The organism is Streptomyces flaveolus (assembly GCF_014648815.1).
GTDB lineage: Bacteria > Actinomycetota > Actinomycetes > Streptomycetales > Streptomycetaceae > Streptomyces > Streptomyces flaveolus.
Genome location: NZ_BMRV01000008.1, coordinates 334,867 through 357,220, shown reverse-complemented (window position 1 = coordinate 357,220; position 22,354 = coordinate 334,867). Strand labels below are relative to the sequence as shown.

The window sequence follows — 22,354 nt, the reverse complement described above, 5'->3', positions numbered from 1 at the left end:
CCGTGCCTCAGGCGCCCTTGCGTGCCACTCCGCCGTAGATGCCGATCCGCGGCGCGTCGGGACGCCGTGCCTCCTCGGGCCGCCAGTCGGTGACCCGGACCAGCCCCGGCTCGACCATCACGAAGTCGCCGAACAGGTCGAGGACCGTCGCGTGCGACCGCAGATGGAGGGAGGCGGTGGCCTGGTCGTAGACGGCCGCCGCCTCCTCGCGCCGGTCCTCGTGGACGTCACCCGTCGCGTGCGACAGGACGAGGTAGGAGCCGGCCGGCAGCGCGTCGCGCAGCGTGGCGACGATGCCGGCCGGGTCCTCCGACTCGGCGACGAAGTGCACGACGGCCACCAGCAACAGCGCCACCGGCCGGTCGAAGTCGATGACCGCGCGCACCTCGGGGTGGTCGAGGATCGCCCGGGGGTCGCGCAGGTCGGCCAGGACGACGGCGGTGTCCGGGTCGTCCGACAGGGCCCTCGAGTGGGTGGCGACGATCGGGTCGTTGTCGACATACGCGACCCGGGTCTCCGGGGCGACCGACCGCGCGACCTGGTGCACGTTGGGCTCGGTGGGCAGACCCGTGCCCACGTCGAGTATCTGGCGGACACCGCCCTCGGCCACCACGTGCCGCACCGCGCGGTGCAGGAAGTGCCGGTTGGCGAGGACGCCTTCGCGGACCTCGGGCGCCGCCTTCATGAACTCCTCGGCGGCCCTCTGGTCGACCTCGTAGTTGTCCTTCCCGCCGAGGAAGTAGTCGTACATGCGGGCCGGGTGCGGCCTGCTCGTGTCGATCAGGTCGGGGTGGGCGGCGCTCTCGCGGCTGCTCAGGGAGGTCATGCGGCCTGACTCCGTCCTCAACTCGTGGGCCACGCACGGCACATGCCTCGTGAAGACCTGCCTGCATGCCTGTCGAGACGTCATCTTGGCACGAGATCCCCGGACCGAGGTCGAGCCCTTCTTCGCCGGGCTGGAACTCGTCGCGCCCGGCTTGGTGTTCGTCACCGAGTGGTCCCGGGAGGAACCGCACCGGTCCGGGAACGCAGCGGCTTCTACGTGGGCGTGGCGCGGGTCCCCTGACCGGCGCGAGCCGTACGAGGGGCGGGCCCACGCCCACCGGGCCACCTTGACGGGAGCCGGAACCCGCCGATACTTGTGCGCAGCATGGGTCGGTCGGTGTCCGTGGTCGGCGCGAGGCGGGACAGATGAAGAAGAGACTGTGTGCCACTGCTGCCGCTCTCGGCGTCCTCACCACCCTGACCGCACTTCCAGCGGCCGCAGAGGCGTCCCCGCCCGCCCGGCGGGTACTTCCGCTGGGGCCCGCCGACCTCCCCGAAACCCGGACCACGACGGCCCTCCAGCCGGGCGTCACCCTCACCCGCATCGTGCGCGGGAACGCGGCCGACCCGTCCCTGCACTGGACGGTGGAGGTCTCCATCCCCGGCGGAGACACCTCACCGGACCCCGACGCACCGCCGACGGCCCTGAAGGACAAGGCGAGCGCCGACGAACTGGCGGCGGCACTCACCCGCGACGGATTCGCGGCCCGAGTCGAGCAGGTGACGACGGAGAGGACGGCCGACTACACGGGCGGCACCCTCGGCTGGCGCGTCCGCGTCGGAACATTCACGTCCCAGTCCGCCGCGACGACGGAACGCACACGCCTGAGGGCGGCCGGACACACCGGATCCGCCGTCTTCACCGGCTGGGACGGCGAGGCCACGGACCGCGGCCCCTGGCACATCGACGTCCTCACCGTCGACCCGCGCACCTTCCGCGGCGCCCTCGACGCGTCCTACGGCCCCGACCTGGAGAACCGCGAGACCACAAGCCAGCTGTCGGAGACGGCGGGTGCGACGGCGGCGGTCAACGCCGGCTTCTTCGTCCTCGACCCGAAGGCGGGCGCCCCGGGCGACCCCGCCGGAGTGGGCGTCTACGACGGACGCCTGCTCAGCGAACCGGTGAGCGGCCGCCCGGCCCTGGCCCTCCACGGCAACGGCAGGGGGACGGCGATCGCCCGCTACACGTGGCAGGGACGGATCAGAGCACACGGCACCTCACTCACCCTGGACGGCATCAACCGCGTCCCCGGCCTGATCAGAAACTGCGGCGGCGGCGAGGGCGACCAGCCGACGCCCCTCCCGCTGCACGACGTGACCTGCACGAACCCGAACGAAGTCGTCGCCTTCACCCCGGAGTACGGGCCGCAGACCCCGTCCGGCGAGGGCGTGGAGGCGGTACTGGACGCCCACGAGCGGGTTGTGGAACTGCGCACCCCCCGGGGCGGACCGCTCCCGAAGGGCGGCAGCTCCATCCAGGCGACGGGGAACCGCGTCGCGGACCTGACGACCCTGGCCCACCCAGGCACCCGTGTGAGCCTGACGACGAACCTGCTGGACGACCGGGGCAAGCGCGTCACTCCGTCCCCCGGCACCGACATCGTCAACGCCGGCCCCGAACTGGTCCGCGACGGACGGCTCCACGTCACACCGGCCACTGACGGGATGGTGCACCCGGGCGACCCGAGCTGGTACTACGGCTGGGTGCACAAGCGCAACCCGCGCACCCTGGCCGGAGTGGACGCGGCCGGCCGCACGGTACTGATCACGTCCGACGGACGCAGCGCGGAGGCACTGGGGCTGAGCATCGTGGAGAGCGCCGAGGTCGCCAAGTCCCTGGGACTGCGGGACGCGGTCAACCTGGACGGCGGCGGCTCGACGACGATGGTGACCGACGGCAAGGTCGTCAACGCCCCGTCCGACGCGACGGGCGAACGCCCGGTCGGCGACGCTGTGCTGATCCTGCCCCGCAAGCACTGAACGAGCCCGGTCGCACCGTTCTCACGAACCGCACAGCAGGGAGCCGCCGTGACCACGACCACCGCCCCGACTCTCAGATCCCGCGCTCTTCTCGTCCTCACCGCCGTGCTCGCCATGGTGCTGCCGACGGCACCGGCACTGGCGGCGTCCCGGGCCCCCTCCCCGCACGGTGCGGAGGTCGTCGCGGTCACCCAGGTCGCGGACCGCCAGGTCGACCTGTCCGTACGCTCCACCGCCCTCGGCGGCCGGACGGTCAAGGTCCGCCTCCTCACCCCCGACGGCTGGAACCCGGACTCCCGACGTCCGCAGCACTGGCCGACCCTGTGGCTGCTCCACGGCTGCTGCGGCGACTACACGTCGTGGACCCGGATGACCGACGTCGCGGAGACCGCCGCGCTCCGCGACGTCCTCGTCGTGATGCCGGAGGCCGGCTGGAACGGCTGGTACAGCGACTGGTGGAACCACGGCCGGGGCGGCGACCCCGCGTGGGAGACCTTCCACACCGTGGAACTGCGCCACCTCCTGGAGCACGACTGGGGCGCCGGCGCGAACCGCGTCGTGGCGGGCCTGTCGATGGGCGGCCAGGGAGCCCTCCTCTACGCCGCCCGCCACCCCGGCATGTTCAGGGCGACGGCCGCGTACTCCGGCTCCGCCCACCCGCTCTTCGACACCGAGTCGATCGACCGCATCATGGGCTTCTTCGCCGGCCAGGGCAACGACCCGCTGCGCGTCTGGGGCGACCCGGTCGCCCAACGCGGCATCTGGGAGGCCCACGACCCGTACTACCTGGCGAAACGACTCCGCTCGATCCCGGTCTACCTGTCCTGCGGCGACGGCACGACGGGCCCCCTGGACACCCCGGGCGCGACGAGCGCCCTGGAGGCGGACTTCAACCGCCAGAACCAGGCACTGGCGGGGGAACTGCGGAGGGTGGGCGCGCGGCACCTGACGACCAACCTCTACGGTCCGGGGACGCACGGGTGGGCGTACTGGGAGCGGGAGCTGCATGCGTCGCTGCCGATGCTGCTGGGGGCGCTGGGGGTCGACGACTGAGCCGGCGACGTCGGTCACTCCTTCACGTCGCTGACGTGACCGGACGGCGTGCCTGGGCGCGGTAGGAGTCGGCCGTCGTCGCACAGGGCTGCACAAGAAAGCAGGCGGACGTGACCGAGGAGAAGGACCGGCTCGGCAAGGCTCTCGGGACGGAGTCCCGGGTGCGGGGGATGATGCTGGGGCTGGCCATCGGTGACACGGTCGGAGCGGCTCGGGGCGGGCTTCCCGCGAGCGGAACGTTGCGGGCCGGCGTCAGCACACAGCTCGCCTGCTTCACCGCGGAGGGCGTCATCCGGGCGATGGTGCGGATGAGTCACAAGGGGATCTGCCATCCGCCCTCGGTGGTTCTGCACGCCTACTGCAGGTGGGCGGCCCTCCAGGGCATCGAGGTCGAACGGATGCGTCGCCGATGGGCCTTCGCCAAGGCAGACGGCGCGTGGCCGGACGGCTGGCTCGCGGGCGTGCCCGTGCTCGCCGAACGGCGTGGCAGCGCACCGGCGACGGTGGCGGCCCTGTCCCGGATCGAGGGCCTTGACGCCCCGACGGCCACCACCAGCCGCGGCTGTCATGCGCTGACCCGGTCCCTGCCGCTGGCGGTCGCCGGACTCGAGCCGGCCAGACAGGCCGGTGACTTCGCCGCGCTCACGCACGGCGACCCCGCCGCGCTGTCCGCCACGGCTCGGGCAGCCGTACTGGTCCACCACTGCCTCACCATCACTGCGCCCGCCCCGGACCACGAGGGCCGCTCCGACCGCGCGGTCCGGGAAGCGATGGGCGCGGGGATCGCCGGCCTCGGCGAATCGACCACCGACGACGAACACAGGCGTCTGACGACGGCGTACCGACTCGGCGTCGACCAACCGGCGCATGCGCCCACGCTCGCCCACCTCGCACCGGACGCGACGGCGCCCTCGGCCCTCCTCGGCGCCGTCTACACGGTGTCTTCGTTCCCCGGCCGTGCGCAGCTCAGGGCCGCACTGGACTTCGCGGCGCAGGCCCCGGACGGCGCTTCCGCAGCCTGCGTGACCGGCGCGCTCCTGGGCGCGGTCCACGGCTACGAGGCCCTGCCCCTGGACCTGGTGAGCCGCCACGAACTCGCCTGGGTGCTCGACACCCTGGCCCGGGACCTGCTGACCGAGATGAACGACTCCCCGAGCGGCAGCGAGTACGTCCCCGGCTCGGACCCGTACTGGTGGGTCCGCTATCCGGGGTGGTGAGGGGGCAACGGACCCCGCTCCGCTCACACGCCCTTCGGGATCCGGAGCCGAAAGGCGCTGCGGATCAGTGCGGCGCATGCCAGGGCGAAGAACCACGCGCCCGAGTCGAGGAAGTAGAGGCTCCCGTGGCTGTTGAGCCCCGTGCCCACCCAGAAGGCGAACAACCCCGTGGTGAGTACGGTGCTCAGGAGGTGAAGGTACCGGGCGCGACGGGGTACGGCCCCTTGAGGGGTTCTGCGCAGCGCCGACAACACGGCCGCACAGGTGCTCAAAGCGAATACCGTGACCAGCAGGAACGGCCAGGAACCGCCGAAGGGCCAGGCAGGTGAGTACATCCAGTAGGTGAGGAACGAGCTCTCGAAGAGCCGCATGCGACCGTGGAACGGCAAGCACAGGGCGAGGACCAGTGCCGTCCCCGCGCCCCAGAAGGGCAGCGGGCGCAGGACCACGGAGGGCGGCGCTGTGACAGCGGGTGTGCGGGTGCCCGGTGCGGAGCGAGTGGCGCCGGCTGTCGCGGCCGGCTCGGGGCGCGTGGCCTCGGACTTCCCGGCTGACGGCGGCCGGGAAGTCCCGGCGTTCCTGGGCCGTTCGGGCCGGACGGCCCGGGGAGTCGTGGCCGCCGCGGACGGAACGGCGGACGCCGGGTGGGGCCTGCCCGGGCCGGCGGGCGGGGAGGCCGGTGGTGCGATCTCGGCCTTCGGCGTACGGGGTGTCGGCCGGGCGGGCGCGGTGACCGTGGCCGGCAGTGCGCGAGCGACCTGGCCGGGCAACCAGGCGGTGGCCTCGGTGACGACTTCAGTAGGTGTGTACCCGCCGGCATCCGTCACCTGGACGAGATCGTCGATGAGTTCGCTGACCGTTGGCCGCTCGGCGGGGTCCTTGGCCAGACACCGAGCGATGATCTCGAGCCCGGGCTCGGGCACTTGGCCGAGCCGTGGTTGTTCGTACGCGATACGGAAGTTGAGTGACTGCGCCGAGCCGGTGCCGAACGGGCCGGTGCCGGTGGCCGTGTAGGTCAGTACCGCACCGAATGCGAACACGTCGGTGGCCGGTGTCGCGGGCTCGCCGGTGAGCTGCTCGGGAGCCATGAAGCCGGGGGTGCCCAGTACTGTCCCGGCGCGGGTGAGCGCGGTCGACTCGGTCGCCACGGAGATCCCGAAGTCGACGACTCGGGGACCGTCGGGAGCGACGAGCACGTTGGAGGGTTTCAGGTCCCGGTGGATCAGGCCGGCCGCATGGATGGCCTCCAGCGCCTCGGCCAAGCCCGCGCCCAGCGCGCGCACCGATTCCACCGGCCACGGGCCGTGCGTCGCGACGGCCTGGTCCAATGCCATCCCGGGCACGTACGCCGTGGCCAGCCACGGGGGCGAACCGTCGGGGTCGGCGTCGACCACCGCGGCCGTGAAGAATCCGGTGACCTTTCTGGCCGCCGCCACCTCCTGGGCGAACCTGCGGCGGAACCCGGGATCCTCCGCAAGTTCCGGCCGAACCACCTTCACCGCCACCAGACGTCCGCTGGGCGAACGTCCCAAGAAGACACGGCCCATTCCGCCGGCGCCCAGTAGCGCGGAGATCCGGTACCGGCCCACCTGCCGCGGATCGGTCGGCTTCAGCCCTTCCATCGGGGCTCCCCCCTGACGCACCCCGTGCGCGTCCCCACCAGGGCTATTACACCCCACTTGTCCCCTGGGCACAGCTGCCGTCCGGAACGTGCCGAGGACCGGCACGCACCGGACCCGGTCAGGGACGGACGGGGTCCTCGTCCGACCGCGGGATCCAGCACACGACGGCGTCAGACGCGACGGCAGCGGTCTCGAAGCTCGGAGACGACGGCTCTCTCGCGGGCGTCGACGGCACCGTCCACCGTGGCCACCCGCTCGGCCGCCTCGACGATGTCGCTGAGATCCCCCGGCTCGGCGTCCAGGCGGCGCCACACCTCGGCGGGGTCGATGTCGACCAGGTGGGCGAGTTGTTCGTCCACCACCTGATGCTGGTCCCGGACCAGCCTCACCAGGTGGCGCATCAACAACGCCTCGTCGTCGGCGATCTTGCGGCTCGCTCTGATGACGAGCCACGCGACCCACAGCATCAACTGCGGGTGCCGACTCTCCTTGCTCAGACGCTCGGCGAGTTCGATCACTCGCGCCTCGTTCCGGAAGACGGCCTGTGCGTGCCGCCCGGCGAGCAGCGTCGTGTAGCGGTTCAGCATCACCGCAAGGGGAACGCCGACCAGTGGGATCCCGATCTTGATGACGTTCTTCTGCAGGAGATGTTTCCCGACGACCGGGAGCGCCTTCGCGGCGGTGAGCACCTCTCCGGAGTAGAAGCGCTTGATCACCGGCCGCACGATGGCCGGCACCGCCTTGACCACGCCTTCCCGGACCGCCTCCCCACTTTTGATCGTGAAGGCCACTCGAATGAGCTTCCACAGGTCGTCGGGATCGGACAGGTTCAGCGGGACCCGAAAGAGGACCGCGATGTCGTAGGCCAGGCGGAGTTGGAGCCGGGTGACGAACGCGACGTCGATCATCATCGTCGCGACGGCGGCGGGGACGGTCGCCGGGGAGGCACCACCGAGGCTCCCGATGGTGGCGGCGACGGTCGCGGTGTAGGCCCCTGCGGAGAGCCCGCCTTCGAGCGCGGCATACCGAGCCGCCATCTTGATCCGCTGATCGACGATGGCATCGGCGGGCACGCCCGCGTACCGCTCCTGGAAGTACTGCCAGTCGACCTTCTCGGTGTAGGAGCTCATGGCATGAGCGCTGAGCTTGGTGAACCAGTTGCCCGACTTGATGTCGTCCGCGCTCAGGCCCCTGACGAACTCCTTGAGCTCGGCCCGCTCCTGCTCGACGACCTTCCGGTCGGCCTCGTCCTCGCCGTCGCGTTCGATCGGAGTCTCGATCATGGTGAGTTCCCCCCCGGAAGCTCAGCGCGCAGTCAGGTCGCACAACCTGACGTCTCGACACGGTGACCCCTTGAACAGCGTGTCCGTCCACAGACGTCCCGTGAGCCACAACCCTAGCGCGTCGCCCTTGTCCCCTCGCCTGCCGGAAGCGACGGGGGAGGGCATCCCCAGTGGTCCCTCGGCGGGAAGGCGGCGTCGGCGCACGTGTGGCGTGGCTGAAAAGTGACGGACTCGTGCACAACCAGACCCGGCTGCGAGACGTCGATGATGACGTGCCGTCCGAGCTCGTTCGGACGTGCGCTCTGCACGGACAGCAAGGAGACGGCCGCCGATGATCCCAGTCGGACGCGAAGAGGACACCCGCAAGGTTCAGACGGCGGTGCTGGGTGGACCCGACGGTCATCTCCCTCTCTTCCTCCCGTACGAGAAACACGCCGCTGACCAGCTGCGCCAGAAGCACGGCTCCAACGCCTTCACCTGCGGCACCCTCCTCGGCGGGTGCGGGAAGCTTCTGACACTGCGCGCCTGCGACGACAAGAAGTCGCACTTCGCCCACCGCCCGCCCGTCCGGTGCGCGCGCACCGCGCTCGGTGAGGACAGTGCCGACCACCTCTACATCGGTGAGGCCATCGCCAAGTGGCTGCGCAGGCAGGGGCAGTCGTCCGTCGCGGTGCAGTACGTCAAGCAGAAGGGCGCGCGCAGCGACGCGATAGAGGTCCGTTTCGGGTCCAAGAAGAAGCGCCGCCTGATCCACGTGCAGATGGCCCGGCGTTCGTTCAAGGAGTGGCAGGCCGACGGGGAGCGGCTCACCGCCCCGGCCGGGAAGCCGGCCACCATCCGCATGTACGGACCGGAGAGCCAGCTCGCCCCGTTCGAACTCGACGCCACCGGCCACGCCCTGCGCTTTCGGTGTGCGACCGAGGACGGCACCCGCGTCGTGTACGTCGGAACGCACCCGCCCGGTCACCGGGTCGAGTGGACGACGCTCGACAAGTGCCGACTCGCGCACGCCGGGATCGTCACCCCGTGGCTGGAGGAGACCCCGTACGGGATTCGGCCGAAGGGGACCGCGCCCGCTTCCGGCCCTGAGCGCCCCGCCGTTGGCGGACGGCAGACGCCAACGGCTCAGGAGCCGGCGGTGCGGGACCACGGCTCCGGTGCCGGGCCCGTACTCCCGCTCATGACCGGGCGCGTCGCCTTCACAGGGGCCGCGTTGGTGTCCGAGGAGGGCGGCAGACGTCTCTACGACGCGGACGCCCAGCCCATCGGGTCGGCGATGTTCCGCGCCCGGATCTCCCTGCCGGGCACGGGTGCGGCTCCGGAATCTCACCATGTGTACGTACTGACCGACCGAGCAGCCGTACTGAACGGCCCACAACTCGCCCTTCCCGGCTCGCGGTGGATGCTTCGTGCCGAGGGATTCGTCCGTCTCGCGCCCGCCAAGGCGGCGGAATGGGAGCTGCTCGACCCCCACGTGCCCGCCCGTGAGCCGGACGCGACAGCAGCCGCTCCTGACCCGCAGCAGAAGCCCGGGCCGCCGGCCGGAGCGGACGAGAAGGAGCCCCCGCACCGCCCACTCACCCCCACATCGGCGCAGCCGGTGCCCATCCCTGACGCCCGCCTCGCCGCCGAGCTGACCCGCGTGCTGGTGAGGACCGCACGTGAAGGCACCACCATCACCTGGTACGAGCTGCTCAAGCAGACCGGGACCCGGCCCGAGGACGTCAACCAGGCACGGCAACTGCGCCTGCTCACCGCCGTGGACGCGCCGCATGCCAAGACGCACCGGCCGCTGCTGTCCAGCCTGATCACCTTCTCCAGGGAGGCGCAGCCGCACGACGACACACCGCCCCCCTTCTTCCGGCAGGTGCTCCTCGCGCTCGGCTGGCCCCACTGGACCGATGCCGCGGGCGCGGCGAAGATCTGGAAGGACCATCGGACGCGCATCCACCGCGCGCGGCCGTCGGAGCGTCCGGGACCTGCGCAGGGTGCCGGGGCCCTGCCGCCCGCACGCCCCGGGGAGGATCCGGTCGGGCGGCTTCAGACGATCCTGCGGTATCTGGAGGAGACGGAAGCAGAGCTCCCGTTCCCGGCGCTCAACAGAGCTGTGCGTGAAGCGGACGACTTGGCGTTGCTGATCGGCACCCCCTTCTTGCCGACCCCCGTGTCGCAGCGCCTGAGCCACTGGCGCAAGGTCCTGCGCCGGCGTCTTGAGGGGCCGGGCGAGGCCGAGACCCCACCGCGTGAGGTGTTCGACAAGATGGCCGACGAGTTCCGCACCGCCCGTGACGCGGGCGACCTCGTGCTGGCGAGGCGCGTCCACAGCGCGATGGGACGCGTCTACGCCCTGCGCCTCTCACCCCAGGACCGCGAGGCGGTCACCGGTCTGATGCGCGCATTCAAGCAGTGGCTGCGTGACGAGGAAGCCGCGTCTCGGGCGGACGGCTCGCTCGGGGCGCTGCGGCGCATCCTCCACGATCTCGGAACCCGGGAGGCCACGCTGACCACCGCCGAGATCGCGGACGCCCTCACCGAGGCCGACCGGATCCGTCGCGCTCTCGCCGACCCGTTGCCGGAAGCGGACGACGAGGCATTGCGGCGCCGTCGCGCGGATCTCCGACACCGACTGGGGGTGGAGAGCGGCAGCGACGACACCCTTGCGTCGCTCGCCGCCCGTGTGCGCACTCTCCTGCAGGATGCCGCGCGCGCCGGCACGACAGTGACCTGGGAGGAGCTGGACCGCCGGATGGGCGGACGGTTGCGCCATGTCCCTGCGGACGACGAAGGCGAGATCCTCCTCCTGGTCGACGAGGAGACACCGGCGGACGAGCCCCCGCTGGCTGCCCTGGTCGCCGACGCCGACCTGTCGCCGCACCGTCAGTACCGCCGTGTCCGTGACAGCCGTGGCCGGGAGCGCGTGCCGGAACAGTCCCTCGAGATGCACTGGCGGATGGACGTCCTCGAACTCCACCAGTTGTGGCGGCACCGCTGATCTCCCACCGGGCCGGGCGCTCCGGCCGTCTCTCGCACACAGGAGTTCTTCGTGTCACCACGCTTCGAGACCGCCCGGTTCCACAAGGAGACGGGCCCGGTCTCCCTCTTCGCCCGGGTCCGTCACATCATGCGCGAGCCGGTGGCGCTGAAGGCGCACGGTCCGCACGTCACCGAACGGCTCCGGCAGCGGAACGCACCGGTTCACGAGGTGACACACTTCGACCCGGTGGACTGGGACCTCGTCTCCGCCGAGGTGCGGACCGATACGGGCAAGTGGGTCGCGTCGACGTGGCGCGTACGGGCGGACGCACGCGACTGGTGGGTCGTCGTCGGCCTGGGCGGCGCACTCGTCACGGTCATCGACGTGGAACCGGGGCGCAGGGGGCGGGGCGAGGCCATCGTCACCGAAGGCCCCCTGTACGAGTTCGTCGATGCCGTCAACGCGGGGCTCATGCGTGCGGAAGCGGGCCCCTGACCAGCACTCAACGCTTACTGCATATGATGTGCAAGTGCGCACCGACTACACCATCCGCCCCGCCACCCCCGCCGATCTGGACGCCGCCCGGGCCGTCATGCTCGACACCGTCTACCGCGACTTCGGCACCGGGTACGTCCCCCGCTGGCACGGCGACGTCATCGACCTGGACGGTGCGTACCTGAGCCCCGCCCGGCACACCCTCCTCGTCGCCGTGGACGAGCGGGACGGTGAGGTCGTCGCCACCGGTGCCCTGGATTCCCGTGGGCCCGCGCACCCCCCGAACCCCCGCCGCGTCGCCGAGCGCTACCCCTCCGGCGTCACCGCGCAGCTGCGTCGCGTGTACGTCCGGCCCGAGCACCGCCGGCGCGGGCTGGCGCGGAGGCTCGTCGACGCGTTGCTCGCGTTCGCCGTCGCCGACGGGGGATACCGGGCCGTGTACCTGCACACCGACCCCGCCGTCACCGGTGCCGAGCCGTTCTGGCGGTCGCTCGCCAAGGTCGTGCACGACGAGCGGGAGGACGCGGGGGGCGGGCAGAGCGTCGTGCACTTCGACGTGCCCATGCCGTAACCCTGCCGTGCGGGCGGCACCCGGAGGGCCTCGTGGAAACCATTTTCATGTAGGGTTTCCTCGCACCGCCCCTCAAGCCCCCATGTCGCCCCGATCGAACCGAGGACCATGCGCTTCCACCCCCGCCCCCGGCTGCTCGCCCCTCTCCTCCTGTTCCCGCTGATAGCCGGCTGCTTCGCCTCAGGCGGCGGCGAGGGCGCCAAGGGCGGTGACGGTGACGGCGGTTCCCGGCTCCGGGTCGGTCTCGCCTTCCCGCCCGCCGAGAACCTGTCGCCCTACGGCGCCGACGCCACCCTCCTCAGCCGGCTCGGCGTCACCGAGGGCCTCACCGCGCTGGACGCCAACGGCTCCGCCGCGCCCGCCCTCGCCGAGTCCTGGCGCAGGGACGGGGACAGGGCATGGGAGTTCACCCTCCGCGACGCCACCTTCCAGGACGGCACCGACGTCACCCCCGCCGCCGTGGCCGAGTCACTCGCCCGTGCCACCGCCGCCGAGCCCGCGCCCGCCGCCCTCGCCGGCGTCGCCCTCACCGCGAAGGCCGACGGCGACCAAGTCCTCAGGGTCACCACCGCCGCGCCCGACCCCGTGCTCCCGCTGCGGCTGTCCAGCCCCAGCCTCGCGATCTTCTCCAAGAAGGCCTACGAGAAGAGCGGTCGCGTCGATCCCGTCGGCACCGCCACCGGGCCCTTCGAGATCACCGAGGTGAACGGCGCCACCTCCGCCTCCCTCGACCGCTTCGACGACTACTGGGGCGGCCGCGCCCAGGCCTCCGGCATCGACGCCCGTTTCATCGCCGACGGCACCGCCCGTGCCAACGCCCTGCGCACCGGCGAGCTGGACATCGCAGAGGCCGTTCCCGTCGCGCAGGCGGCGAGCCTCGACAAGGAGAGCCGACGGGGCACCGCCACCACGCGGACCACCAGCCTGTTGCTCAACTCCTCCGCCGGGCCCTTCAAGAACGCCGGCCTGCGTGCCGCCGCCCGTGGTGCGCTCGACACCTCCGTGTTCGCCGAGGACGTCTACGAGGGGTACGCCGACGCCGGGGCCGGTGTCTACGGGCCCGCCGTGACCTGGGCCGAGGGCAAGCGGCTCAAGCCCGTCGGGCGCGCCGCCGCCGGGAAGGCGAACGGGGTCACCATTTCCCTCGCCACCTACGACAACCGGCCCGAGCTGCCCGAGGTCGCCCAGGTCGTCAAGCAGCAGCTGGAGAAGGCCGGGTTCACCGTGAAGCTGACCGTGCGCGAGTACTCGCGCCTGGAAGGCGACGCGCTGGACGGGAAGTTCGACGCCTTCGTGCTCGCCCGGAACACCCTGGTCGACACCGGTGACCCCGTCGCCGTCCTCGCCAGTGACTACGCCTGCGACGGCGGCTACAACATCGCCCAGCTGTGCGACAAGGACGTCGACGCCGCCGTGAAGAAGGCCGAGGGGATCGCCGACACCGCCGGGCGGCAGGACGCCGCCATGGCCGCCGAGGCCCGCGTCCTCGGAACCGACGCCGTCGTGCCGCTGGTGCACCAGCGCATCATCACCGGCGTCGGCACGTCCGTGCAGGGTGTCGTCCTCGACCCGTACGAGCGCACCCTCGTCGGCACCGGCACCCGGCGCTGAACCGTGCGGCAGCGCATGGCAACCGTGGTGTGGCGGGTCGTGCTCGCGGCCGGGCTGGTGTGCGGGATCGGGCTGCTGCCGTGGCTGACCCGTACCGACCCGGCGCACACCGTCCTCAAGGCGAGGGCGGCCGACCGCGACCCCACGCCCGAGGTCCTCGCCGGCATCCGCGAGCAGCTCGGGCTCGACGGCGGGCCGTTGCACCTGCTGGGCCGGTGGCTCGGCGGGCTCGCGCACGGGGACGCCGGGCAGTCGTGGATCTCCGGGAACGACGTCCTGCCCGACGTGCTCCAGGCCCTGGGCGCCTCCCTGCTGCTGATGACGGTCGCCCTCGTGGTCGCCGCCCTCACCGCCACGGCCGTCTGCGCCCGCACCCTCCGGCTCGGCGCACGGCGGCGGCTCGACGGGCGGCGCCGTGGCGGCACCGTCTCCGCCGTGGCCGCCGCGCTGCCCGAGTTCCTCGTCGCCTCCGTGCTCGCCACCGTCGTCGGAGTACAACTGGGCTGGCTGCCCGCGCTGGGGTGGTACGGGCCGCAGTGGACCGTACTGCCCGCCCTCGCCCTCGGCTTGCCCGCCGGGGCCGTGCTGGGGCGGCTGCTCGACGACCTGCTGCCCGGCGCGTTCGGCGAGCCCTGGGCGCTGGCCGCCGCCGCCCGTGGACTGCCGGGCCGGCGCATCGCCCGGCAGGCGGTGCGCCGGTGCGTGCCGGCGCTGCTGCCCAACCTCGGGCTGTTCGTCGTCGGGCTGACCGGCGGGGCCGTCGCCGTCGAGCAGGTCTTCGACATCCCCGGCCTCGGCCGTACCACCCTCCAGGCCGCCCTCGCCCAGGACCTGCCCGTCCTCCAGGCCGGCACCCTCGCCCTCCTCCTGCTCGCCGCGCTCGCGACCCTCGCCACCCGCGTCACCGGACGCCTGCTCACCGGGCCCGCCCTGCGCGACGGCGCCCTGTCCTCCCTGCACCGGCCCGCACCCCCCGCCCGTGGCCTCCTGCCCCTCCTCCACGGCGGTGTCCTGCTCGCCGTCGTCGCCTGCGGCCTGACCCGCGACCCCCTTGCCCTCGACACCGGCCAGCGGCTGCAACCGCCGTCCACCGCCCACCCCTTCGGCACCGACGCCCTCGGCCGCGACCTGCTCGCCCGCGTCGGTCACGGAGCCCTCGACACGCTGCTGCTCGCCTCCGCCATCACCGCCGTCGCCCTGCTCACGGGCGTGCTGCTGGGGCTCCTTCCCGGGGTGTCCGCGCCGCTCGTCGACACCGTCAACGCCGTGCCGCCCGTACTCGCCGCCCTCCTCGTCACCGCCGTCGCGGGCAGCGGAGCGGCGACCCCCGCCCTCGCCGTGGGCGCCGTGGCCTGGGCACCGCTGGCCACGCACACCGCGTCGCTGCTGCGCCAGGAACGCGCCACCCTGCACATCACGGCCACCCGGGGGCTGGGCGCCGGGCGCCGTTACCTGCTGCGTCGCGAACTGCTCCCCGCCGTCCTGCCGCCCGTCATCCGCCATGCCCTGCTGCGGCTGCCCGGCGTCGCCCTCGCGCTCGCCTCGCTCGGCTTCCTCGGCCTCGGCGCCCAGCCGCCGTCCCCCGAATGGGGCCTGCTCCTCGCCGAGAACCAGCCCTACGCCGAACGCGCCCCCTGGGCCGTCCTCGCCCCCGCCGCCGTCCTCGCCCTGCTCGGCGCCCTCGCCGTCACCGCGGCGGGCGGACTGCGCCGGCCGCGACGACGGCACAGCCCGGAGCCCCCGGCCACCGGCCCGCAGCCCACCGCCGTCGCCGAGAAGGAACTGGCCGGAGCCCGATGACCCCCACCCCCACCGGCCGCTCGACCATGAAGGCTCCCGGCCGTGGCCACACCACCCCGCTCTCCCCGCTGCTGCGCCTGCTGATCCTCACCCAACTCGCCTTCAACATAGGCTTCTTCGCCGTCCTGCCCTTCCTCGCGGAACACCTCGGGCAGGCCGTGGGCATGGCGGGCTGGCTGGTCGGATTCGTGCTCGGGCTGCGGACCTTCAGCCAGCAGGGGCTGTTCGTGGTCGGCGGGGCGCTGGCCGACCGGTACGGCATCCGGCCCGTCGTCCTCGCCGGATGCGTGCTGCGCATCGCCGGGTTCGGGTGGCTCGGGTACGCCGAGCGGACCTGGGCGGTCGTCGGCGCGGTGCTGCTCATCGGGTTCGCCGCCGCGCTGTTCTCACCCGCCGTCGAGTCCGAGGTCGCCCGGCAGGCCGTCCTGTGGGAGGAACAGGGCGGCGGGGACCGGACCAGGGTGCTCGCGCTGTTCACCGTGGCCGGCCAGGCGGGGGCGTTCGTCGGGCCGCTGCTGGGCGCGCTGCTGCTGGCCGTCGACTTCCGCACGGCGTGCCTGGCCGGGGCCGGCGTCTTCGTGCTCGTCCTCGCCGGGCACGCGTGGCTGCTGCCCCAGCACCTTCCCGGGCGGGCCCGCGTCCGGGCGAGGGGCGGGGCGCGGCTGCTCCTGCGCAACCGGCCCTTCCTGGCGCTGTGCTGTGCGTACGGCGCCTATCTGCTCGCCTACAACCAGCTCTACCTCGCCCTGCCCGCCGAGGTGGAGCGGGCCGCCGGTTCGCAGGCGCCGCTGGCCTGGCTGTTCGCGCTGTCCTCGCTGCTGGTGGTGACCGCGCAGTTGCCGGTGACCCGGTGGGCGGGGGAGCGGTTGACGCCGCGCCGGTCGATGGCGGCCGGGCTGGCGCTGATCGCGGGCGGGTTCGCCGCCGTCGGCCTCGCCCGGCCCGCGGGATGGACGGGCGCGGGCGGGCTCGTGCCGGCCGCCGGGTTCGTCGTCATGCTGACGCTCGGTCAGATGCTGGTCGCACCCGTCGCCCGCGCCTGGGTGCCCGACCTCGCCGAGGACGGCAGACTCGGCCTGTACACCGGGGCGTTGTCCTCGGTCTCCGGGCTGATCGCGCTGGCCGGCAGCTCCGCGACCGGCCTGCTCCTGGACGGCGGGCTGCCGGTCGCCGTGCCGTGGCTGGCACTGGCCGCCGTACCGCTCGCCGCGGTCGCCCTGCTGCCCCGCGGTCACCGGGCCAGGACTCGTCGCGCGCCCACGTGAGCCGCGGCTGCCGGTACGGACGCCGGGTCCTCCCCAGGAGCCGCCATCCCGCTCCCCGTCCTCCGCCACAGCCACACCACGTCCCGCCCGAACGACCACACCAGCAGCCCCAGCGCCAGCCCCACCACCCCCGCGTTGGCCGACTCCGGCAGCAGCTGCGCGCCCGCGAGGAGCAGCAGCACCCCCTGCAGCGCCGCCACCGTCTTGCGGGCCGTGCTCGGCGGCAGCGGGGCGGTGAGCCACGGCCATACGCGGGCGGCGGCGACGAAGACGTACCGCATGCCGCCGATCAGCAGCACCCACGGGCCCAGGTCCATCGCGACGTACACGCTGAGCACCAGGATGAGGAACGCGTCGACCTCCATGTCGAAGCGCGCCCCCAGGGCCGTCGACGTGCCGGTGCGGCGGGCGACCTTGCCGTCGACTCCGTCCAGGACCAGGGCCACGGCCGTCAGGCCGACGAGGAGGGAGACGGGCGGCGCGCTGCGGAAGGAGTCGGCGACCAGGGCCGTCACCCCGCCGACCAGGGTGGCCCGGCCGAGGGTGACCCGGTTGGCCGGGCCGAACGACGGCGGCCGGGAGCGGTGCAGGGCCCGGGTGAGCACCGCCCAGGTCGCGAACGCGAACGCGAGGCCGGTCAGCCAGCCCGCCGTGCCCATGCCGATCGCCGTACCGAGCAGCACCAGCAGCAGGACCTGCGCGCTAGCTCCCACCGCGGTCTCCTGCTGCGGGGGCCTAGGTCGTGTCCGCGACCTGGCGTCGTACGTGTTGTGCTGGGCCACCGAACATCCTCCGGCCGTGTGACAGAGTCGATCAACGCCGCTACCTTGTGCGCGGCTTGTGCATCCCTCGGTACGTGGGCGGCTTCCCGATCGTTCAGGAGGACATCCGATGACCCGCACCGCACGTGCGTTCTGGCTCGACTCGCCCGGCCGGGGCGTGATCCGGGACGTGGAGCTGCCCGAACCCGGCGCGGACGAGGTGCTCGTGCGCACGCTCTTCAGCGGGGTCAGCCGGGGCACCGAGACGCTCGTCTTCCACGGCCGGGTGCCCGAGAACCAGTACACGGCCATGCGCGCGCCCTTCCAGGAGGGCGACTTCCCCGGGCCGGTGAAGTACGGCTACCTCAACGTCGGCGTGGTGGAGGAGGGCCCGGACGCGCTCGCCGGGCGCACCGTCTTCTGCCTCTACCCCCACCAGACCCGCTACGTCGTCCCGGCCGCGGCCGTCACCCCCGTGCCGTCGGACGTCCCCGCCGGGCGGGCCGTGCTCGCCGGTACGGTGGAGACCGCCGTCAACGCCCTGTGGGACGCCGCGCCCCTGGTCGGCGACCGCGTCGCCGTGGTCGGCGGCGGCATGGTCGGCTGTTCGGTGGCCGCGCTGCTGGCCCGGTTCCCCGGCGTCCGCGTCCAGGTGGTCGACGCCGACCCGGCGCGGGCGAAGGTCGCCGAGGCACTCGGCGTCGGCTTCGCGTCCCCCGCCGACGCCCTCGGCGACCGGGACCTCGTCGTGCACGCCAGCGCCACCGAGGAGGGACTCGCCCGGTCCCTGGAGCTGCTGCGGCCCGAGGGCACGGTCGTCGAGCTGAGCTGGTACGGCGACCGGCGCGTCGCCCTGCCGCTCGGCGAGGCCTTCCACTCCCGGCGCCTGACCGTGCGCGGCAGCCAGGTCGGCACCGTCTCCCCGGCGCGCGCCGCCACCCGCACGTACGCCGACCGGCTCGCTCTCGCTCTCGACCTGCTCGCCGACCCCGCCCTGGACGCCCTCGTCACCGGCGAGTCGGCCTTCGCGGAACTGCCGGACGTGCTGCCGAAGCTGGCCTCGGGGGAGATCCCCGCCCTGTGCCACCGCATCCGGTACGGCGACGACGACTGACCGTCCCCGTCCGTCTCCCGGACGGGGGAGCGATCGACTGACCTTGGGAAAAGAGATACGGGCCGCTGAACAAGGGAAGGCACCGAGCCGTAATAGACGGCACCCCGCGCAGTGACCGGCGGGGGGTCAGACGCGCCACACCTGGAGGGTCGTCCGTTGTTCAGCATCACCGTCCGCGATCACATCATGATCGCCCACAGCTTCCGCGGCGACGTCTTCGGGCCCGCGCAGCGCCTGCACGGAGCGACGTTCCTGGTGGACGCCACCTTCCGGCGCGAGCAGCTGGACGAGGACAACATCGTCGTCGACATCGGACTGGCCACGCGGGAACTGGGAGCCGTCGTCGCGGAGCTGAACTACCGCAACCTCGACAACGAACCCGACTTCGCCGGCGTCAACACCTCCACGGAGTTCCTCGCCAAGGTCGTCGCCGACCGGCTCGCCGAGCGCGTCCACAAGGGCGCCCTCGGCGAGGGGGCCAAGGGCCTGGCCGGTCTCACCGTCACCCTCCACGAGTCGCACGTCGCCTGGGCGAGTTACGAGCGTGCGCTGTGACCGGCACGTCCGTCGAAACGACGGCCGGCCGCGCCCGGCTCGCCTATGTGCCCGCGCAGGCGTCGGCCCTGAGGAACGGCGGGATCGTCCCCATGTCCCTGCGCTCCGTGCACTTCGTGCTGCCGGGCGGCGTCGACGACCCGGCCGCGCCGAGCGGCGGCAACGCCTACGACCGGCGGGTGGCACTGGACCTGCCCGGCTTCGGCTGGCGGGTGCGGGGACTGCCCGTGGACGGCGACTGGCCCCGGCCCGACGAGGCCGCGCGGACGGAACTCGCCCGCGTCCTGCGCCGGTTGCCGGACGGCGCCGTGGTCCTGCTGGACGGGCTGGTCGCCTGCGGCGTGCCGGAGGTCGTCGTCCCGGAGGCCGGGCGGCTGCGCATGGCCGTCCTCGTCCACCTGCCGCTCGGCGACGAGACCGGCCTCGACCCGACCGTGGCCGCCGCGCTGGACGCCCGGGAGCGCGCGGTGCTCCGGGCCGTCCCGGCCGTCGTCGCCACCAGCGACTGGGCGGTGCGCCGCCTCGTCTCCCACCACGGCCTCGACCCGGCCCGCGTCCACGTCGCCGCACCCGGCGCCGACATCGCGCCGCTCGCGCCCGGCACCGACGGAGTCTCCCGGCTCCTGTGCGTCGCCGCGGTCACGCCCCGCAAGGGACAGCACCGGCTGGTGGAGGCGCTGGCCGCGGTGGCCGACCTCCCCTGGTCGTGCGTGTGCGTCGGCGGACTCGGCCAGGACCCCGCGTACGTCGGCCGGTTGCGGGCCCTGATCGGGAGGTACGGCCTCCAGGACCGGCTGGAGCTGGCGGGGCCCCGCTCCGGCGCGGACCTGGACGCCAGTTACGCGGCCGCCGACCTGATGGTCCTCACCTCGTACGCCGAGACGTACGGCATGGCGGTGACGGAGGCCCTCGCGCGCGGCATCCCCGTACTGGCCACGGACGTCGGCGGCCTCCCGGAGGCCGTGGGACGCGCGCCCGACGGCGGGGTGCCCGGCATCCTCGTCCCGCCGGAGGACCCCGCCGCGCTCGCCGCCGAACTGCGGGGCTGGTTCGGCGAGGCGGACGTACGGCGCCGGCTGAAGGCGGCGGCACGCGGGCGCCGCGCGGCGCTGAACGGCTGGGCGGCCACGGCACGGAGCCTGGCCGGCGTCCTGCACCGGCTGCCGGCGGAACCCCGGAGGACGGCATGAGGAGGACGACGGCACCCACCGGGGGCGTGATCCCCGCCCAGCCCGGACCGCAGGAGGCGCCCGAGGCCACGACGGGCGCCATGCCGGGCGCCGGCCGCGCCGACCGACCCACCCTGCGGCTGAGGGGGAGCGGCGAGGAGACCGACGACGTGCCGCACGATCACCGGCCCCACCAGGGCGAGGACCCGCAGGGGTCCGCGGATCCTCACGCGGTCGGCGGCCCTCGCGCGGCAGAAGCACCAGCCTCCGAAGGCCCCGAAGACCCCGACGACCCCCCGCGTTACGCCCCCGAGTGGCTCCGGCTGCGGGAGGGCGCGGACGCCGCCGCGCGGGCGCACGATCTGCTCGACCCGTTGCGTGTCCGCCTCGCCAACCTGCCGAGCCGGGCCGGCGGGCTGGTCGTGCACGACCTGGGCTGCGGTACCGGCTCGATGGGCCGCTGGCTCGCCCCGCTGCTCGACGGCGCCCAGCACTGGGTCCTGCACGACCGCGACCCCTACCTGCTGCACTTCGCCGCGGTCGCCTCCCCGCGCTCCGCCGCCGACGGCAGCCGGGTCACCGTGGAGACACGGCGCGGCGAGATCGCCCGGCTCACCCCGGACGCGCTGGCCGGCGCCCGACTGGTGACAGCGTCGGCGCTGCTCGACGTCCTCACCGCACGGGAGGTCGGCGCCCTCGCCGCCGCCTGCGCCGGGGCCGGCTGCGCGGCACTGCTGACCCTGTCCGTCGCCGGCCGCGTCGACCTCACTCCCGCCCATCCCCTGGACGCCGAGATCGCCGACGCCTTCAACGACCACCAACGGCGCTCCGGCCTCCTCGGCCCGGACGCGGTCACCGCCGCGGCGGACGCCTTCGCCGAGCACGGCGCCACCGTACGGACGCGCCCCAGCCCCTGGCGACTGGGCCCCGACGACGCCGCGCTCACCGCCCAGTGGCTGCGCGGCTGGGTCGGCGCGGCCGTCGAACAGCGCCCCGGGCTGCGGGAGTCCGCTGAGCGGTACCTCGCGGAGCGCCTCGCGGCCTGCGCCGCCGGACGGCTGCGGGTGGTGGTGCACCACAGCGACCTGCTGGTGCTGTGCCGGCCCACGGGCGGGACCTCATGAGCGCACCGGCGGTGCGGGCGCCGGCAGCCCCACCGGCGGCACTGCGCCGCAGAGCCGTCCCCCGCGCCCTGCGCGCCCACCTGGGCAGCCTCGCCGGGGCCGGCATCCTGGCCGTGCTGCTGTGGCGGCTGGGCACCGGCGCGTTCCTGGACGGGCTGCGCAGGATCGACGGGCCCACGCTGCTGGCCGCGCTCGGCATCGGGCTGGTCACCACGGTGTTCAGCGCCTGGCGCTGGGTCCTGGTGGCCCGGGGACTGCGCATCCGGCTGCCGCTCGCACCGGCCGTCGGCGACTACTACCGTGCCCTGTTCCTCAACGCGGCCCTGCCCGGCGGCGTCCTCGGCGACGTGCACCGCGCGGTACGGCACGGGCGGAGCGCCGGTGACCTCGGCCGGGGCGTGCGGACCGTCGTCCTGGAACGCGCCGCCGGACAGCTCGCGTTGCTCGGCGTCGGCGCGGCCGTGCTGCTCACGATGCCGTCCCCGGTGCGGGCGGAGACCCGGCAGATCACCCCGCTCCTCGGCCTGGCCGCGCTGGGCGCGCTCGCCGTCGGCCTCGCCCTGCGGCTGAACGCGACGTCCTCGCGCCGGGGCCGGGCCCTGCGGGCGGCGCTCGGCGAGGCGCGGCAGGCGCTGCTGTCCCGGCGCAACGGGCCGGGGGTCGTGGTGTCGTCCGCCGTGGTCCTCGCCGGGCACCTGACGATGTTCGTGCTCGCCGCCCGCGTCGCCGGGTCCGCCGCCTCCGTCGCCGTGCTGACACCGCTCGCCGTCCTGGCGCTGCTCGCGATGGGCCTGCCGCTGAACGTCGGCGGCTGGGGTCCCCGGGAGGGCGTCACGGTCTGGGCGTTCGGCGCGGCCGGGCTGGGCGCGGGCAGCGGGCTGGGCGTGGCCGTCGTCTACGGGGTGCTCAGTCTCGCGGCGAGCCTGCCCGGTGCC

At 73.6% G+C, this 22,354-nt stretch carries 17 protein-coding genes and 1 pseudogene; 14 read left to right on the top strand and 4 right to left on the bottom strand.

What is annotated here, in order from left to right:
* Positions 1–7: 7 nt before the first annotated feature.
* Positions 8–826: an SAM-dependent methyltransferase gene (locus IEZ05_RS21100; RefSeq protein WP_189231729.1), complete on the bottom strand. Its 819-nt coding sequence runs from the start codon at positions 824–826 to the stop codon at positions 8–10.
* Between the two features lie 365 nt (positions 827–1,191).
* Between IEZ05_RS21100 and IEZ05_RS21090 the strand changes: the two genes are divergently transcribed.
* From IEZ05_RS21090 to IEZ05_RS21080, 3 genes are all read left to right on the top strand, one after another.
* Entirely contained in the window at positions 1,192–2,805 is a 1,614-nt protein-coding gene (locus tag IEZ05_RS21090; RefSeq protein ID WP_189231728.1) for a phosphodiester glycosidase family protein, read from the top strand.
* A 114-nt stretch (positions 2,806–2,919) separates the two neighbouring features.
* Positions 2,920–3,858 (top strand): alpha/beta hydrolase, encoded by a 939-nt coding sequence (locus IEZ05_RS21085; protein ID WP_189231757.1) that lies wholly within the window; start codon positions 2,920–2,922, stop codon positions 3,856–3,858.
* 110 nt (positions 3,859–3,968) lie between these two features.
* Positions 3,969–5,075 carry an ADP-ribosylglycohydrolase family protein gene (locus IEZ05_RS21080; protein ID WP_229869784.1) on the top strand — a complete coding sequence of 369 codons (1,107 nt, stop codon included), beginning with the start codon at positions 3,969–3,971 and terminating at the stop codon, positions 5,073–5,075.
* A 23-nt stretch (positions 5,076–5,098) separates the two neighbouring features.
* Here the strand turns inward: IEZ05_RS21080 and IEZ05_RS36405 are convergent, their stop codons facing one another.
* Positions 5,099–6,697 carry a serine/threonine-protein kinase gene (locus IEZ05_RS36405; protein WP_229869783.1) on the bottom strand — a complete coding sequence of 533 codons (1,599 nt, stop codon included), beginning with the start codon at positions 6,695–6,697 and terminating at the stop codon, positions 5,099–5,101.
* Positions 6,698–6,867: 170 nt separating this feature from the next.
* The gene (locus IEZ05_RS21070; RefSeq protein WP_189231727.1) at positions 6,868–7,980 is read right to left on the bottom strand and encodes a hypothetical protein; all 1,113 of its coding nucleotides are present in this window, start codon (positions 7,978–7,980) and stop codon (positions 6,868–6,870) included.
* A gap of 331 nt (positions 7,981–8,311) precedes the next feature.
* Here IEZ05_RS21070 and IEZ05_RS21065 point away from each other — a divergent pair, with 331 nt between their 5' ends.
* From IEZ05_RS21065 to IEZ05_RS21040, 6 genes are all read left to right on the top strand, one after another.
* The gene (locus IEZ05_RS21065; protein ID WP_189231726.1) at positions 8,312–10,972 is read left to right on the top strand and encodes a hypothetical protein; all 2,661 of its coding nucleotides are present in this window, start codon (positions 8,312–8,314) and stop codon (positions 10,970–10,972) included.
* A gap of 51 nt (positions 10,973–11,023) precedes the next feature.
* Entirely contained in the window at positions 11,024–11,449 is a 426-nt protein-coding gene (locus tag IEZ05_RS36400; protein ID WP_229869782.1) for a hypothetical protein, read from the top strand.
* Between the two features lie 97 nt (positions 11,450–11,546).
* The gene (locus IEZ05_RS21055) at positions 11,547–12,020 is read left to right on the top strand and encodes a GNAT family N-acetyltransferase (protein ID WP_229869789.1); all 474 of its coding nucleotides are present in this window, start codon (positions 11,547–11,549) and stop codon (positions 12,018–12,020) included.
* A 108-nt stretch (positions 12,021–12,128) separates the two neighbouring features.
* Complete coding sequence (locus IEZ05_RS21050) at positions 12,129–13,631, top strand: ABC transporter substrate-binding protein (RefSeq protein WP_189231724.1); 1,503 nt, start codon at positions 12,129–12,131, stop codon at positions 13,629–13,631.
* 15 nt (positions 13,632–13,646) lie between these two features.
* Complete coding sequence (locus IEZ05_RS21045) at positions 13,647–15,431, top strand: ABC transporter permease subunit (protein WP_229869781.1); 1,785 nt, start codon at positions 13,647–13,649, stop codon at positions 15,429–15,431.
* Positions 15,428–16,696: an MDR family MFS transporter gene (locus IEZ05_RS21040; RefSeq protein ID WP_373298815.1), complete on the top strand. Its 1,269-nt coding sequence runs from the start codon at positions 15,428–15,430 to the stop codon at positions 16,694–16,696. The genes IEZ05_RS21045 and IEZ05_RS21040 overlap by 4 nt, the downstream gene beginning before the upstream one ends.
* Here IEZ05_RS21040 and IEZ05_RS21035 read toward each other — a convergent pair.
* Entirely contained in the window at positions 16,663–17,478 is an 816-nt protein-coding gene (locus IEZ05_RS21035) for a CDP-alcohol phosphatidyltransferase family protein (protein ID WP_229869780.1), read from the bottom strand. The genes IEZ05_RS21040 and IEZ05_RS21035 overlap by 34 nt on opposite strands.
* A 109-nt stretch (positions 17,479–17,587) precedes the next feature.
* On the opposite strand from IEZ05_RS21035, the gene IEZ05_RS21030 reads away from it, so the two are divergent.
* The 5 genes and pseudogenes from IEZ05_RS21030 to IEZ05_RS21010 form a co-directional block, all read left to right on the top strand.
* The gene (locus IEZ05_RS21030; protein ID WP_189231722.1) at positions 17,588–18,571 is read left to right on the top strand and encodes a zinc-dependent alcohol dehydrogenase; all 984 of its coding nucleotides are present in this window, start codon (positions 17,588–17,590) and stop codon (positions 18,569–18,571) included.
* 156 nt (positions 18,572–18,727) lie between these two features.
* Positions 18,728–19,126 carry a 6-pyruvoyl trahydropterin synthase family protein gene (locus IEZ05_RS21025; RefSeq protein WP_161168933.1) on the top strand — a complete coding sequence of 133 codons (399 nt, stop codon included), beginning with the start codon at positions 18,728–18,730 and terminating at the stop codon, positions 19,124–19,126.
* Positions 19,123–20,316 carry a glycosyltransferase family 4 protein gene (locus IEZ05_RS21020; protein WP_189231721.1) on the top strand — a complete coding sequence of 398 codons (1,194 nt, stop codon included), beginning with the start codon at positions 19,123–19,125 and terminating at the stop codon, positions 20,314–20,316. The genes IEZ05_RS21025 and IEZ05_RS21020 overlap by 4 nt, the downstream gene beginning before the upstream one ends.
* A complete protein-coding gene (locus tag IEZ05_RS21015) occupies positions 20,313–21,419 on the top strand; it encodes a hypothetical protein (RefSeq protein ID WP_189231720.1) in 1,107 nt (368 codons plus the stop codon). The genes IEZ05_RS21020 and IEZ05_RS21015 overlap by 4 nt, the downstream gene beginning before the upstream one ends.
* A pseudogene (locus IEZ05_RS21010) lies at positions 21,416–22,285 on the top strand (lysylphosphatidylglycerol synthase transmembrane domain-containing protein); the annotation flags it as partial. The gene IEZ05_RS21015 and the pseudogene IEZ05_RS21010, both read left to right, overlap by 4 nt.
* Positions 22,286–22,354: the final 69 nt, after the last annotated feature.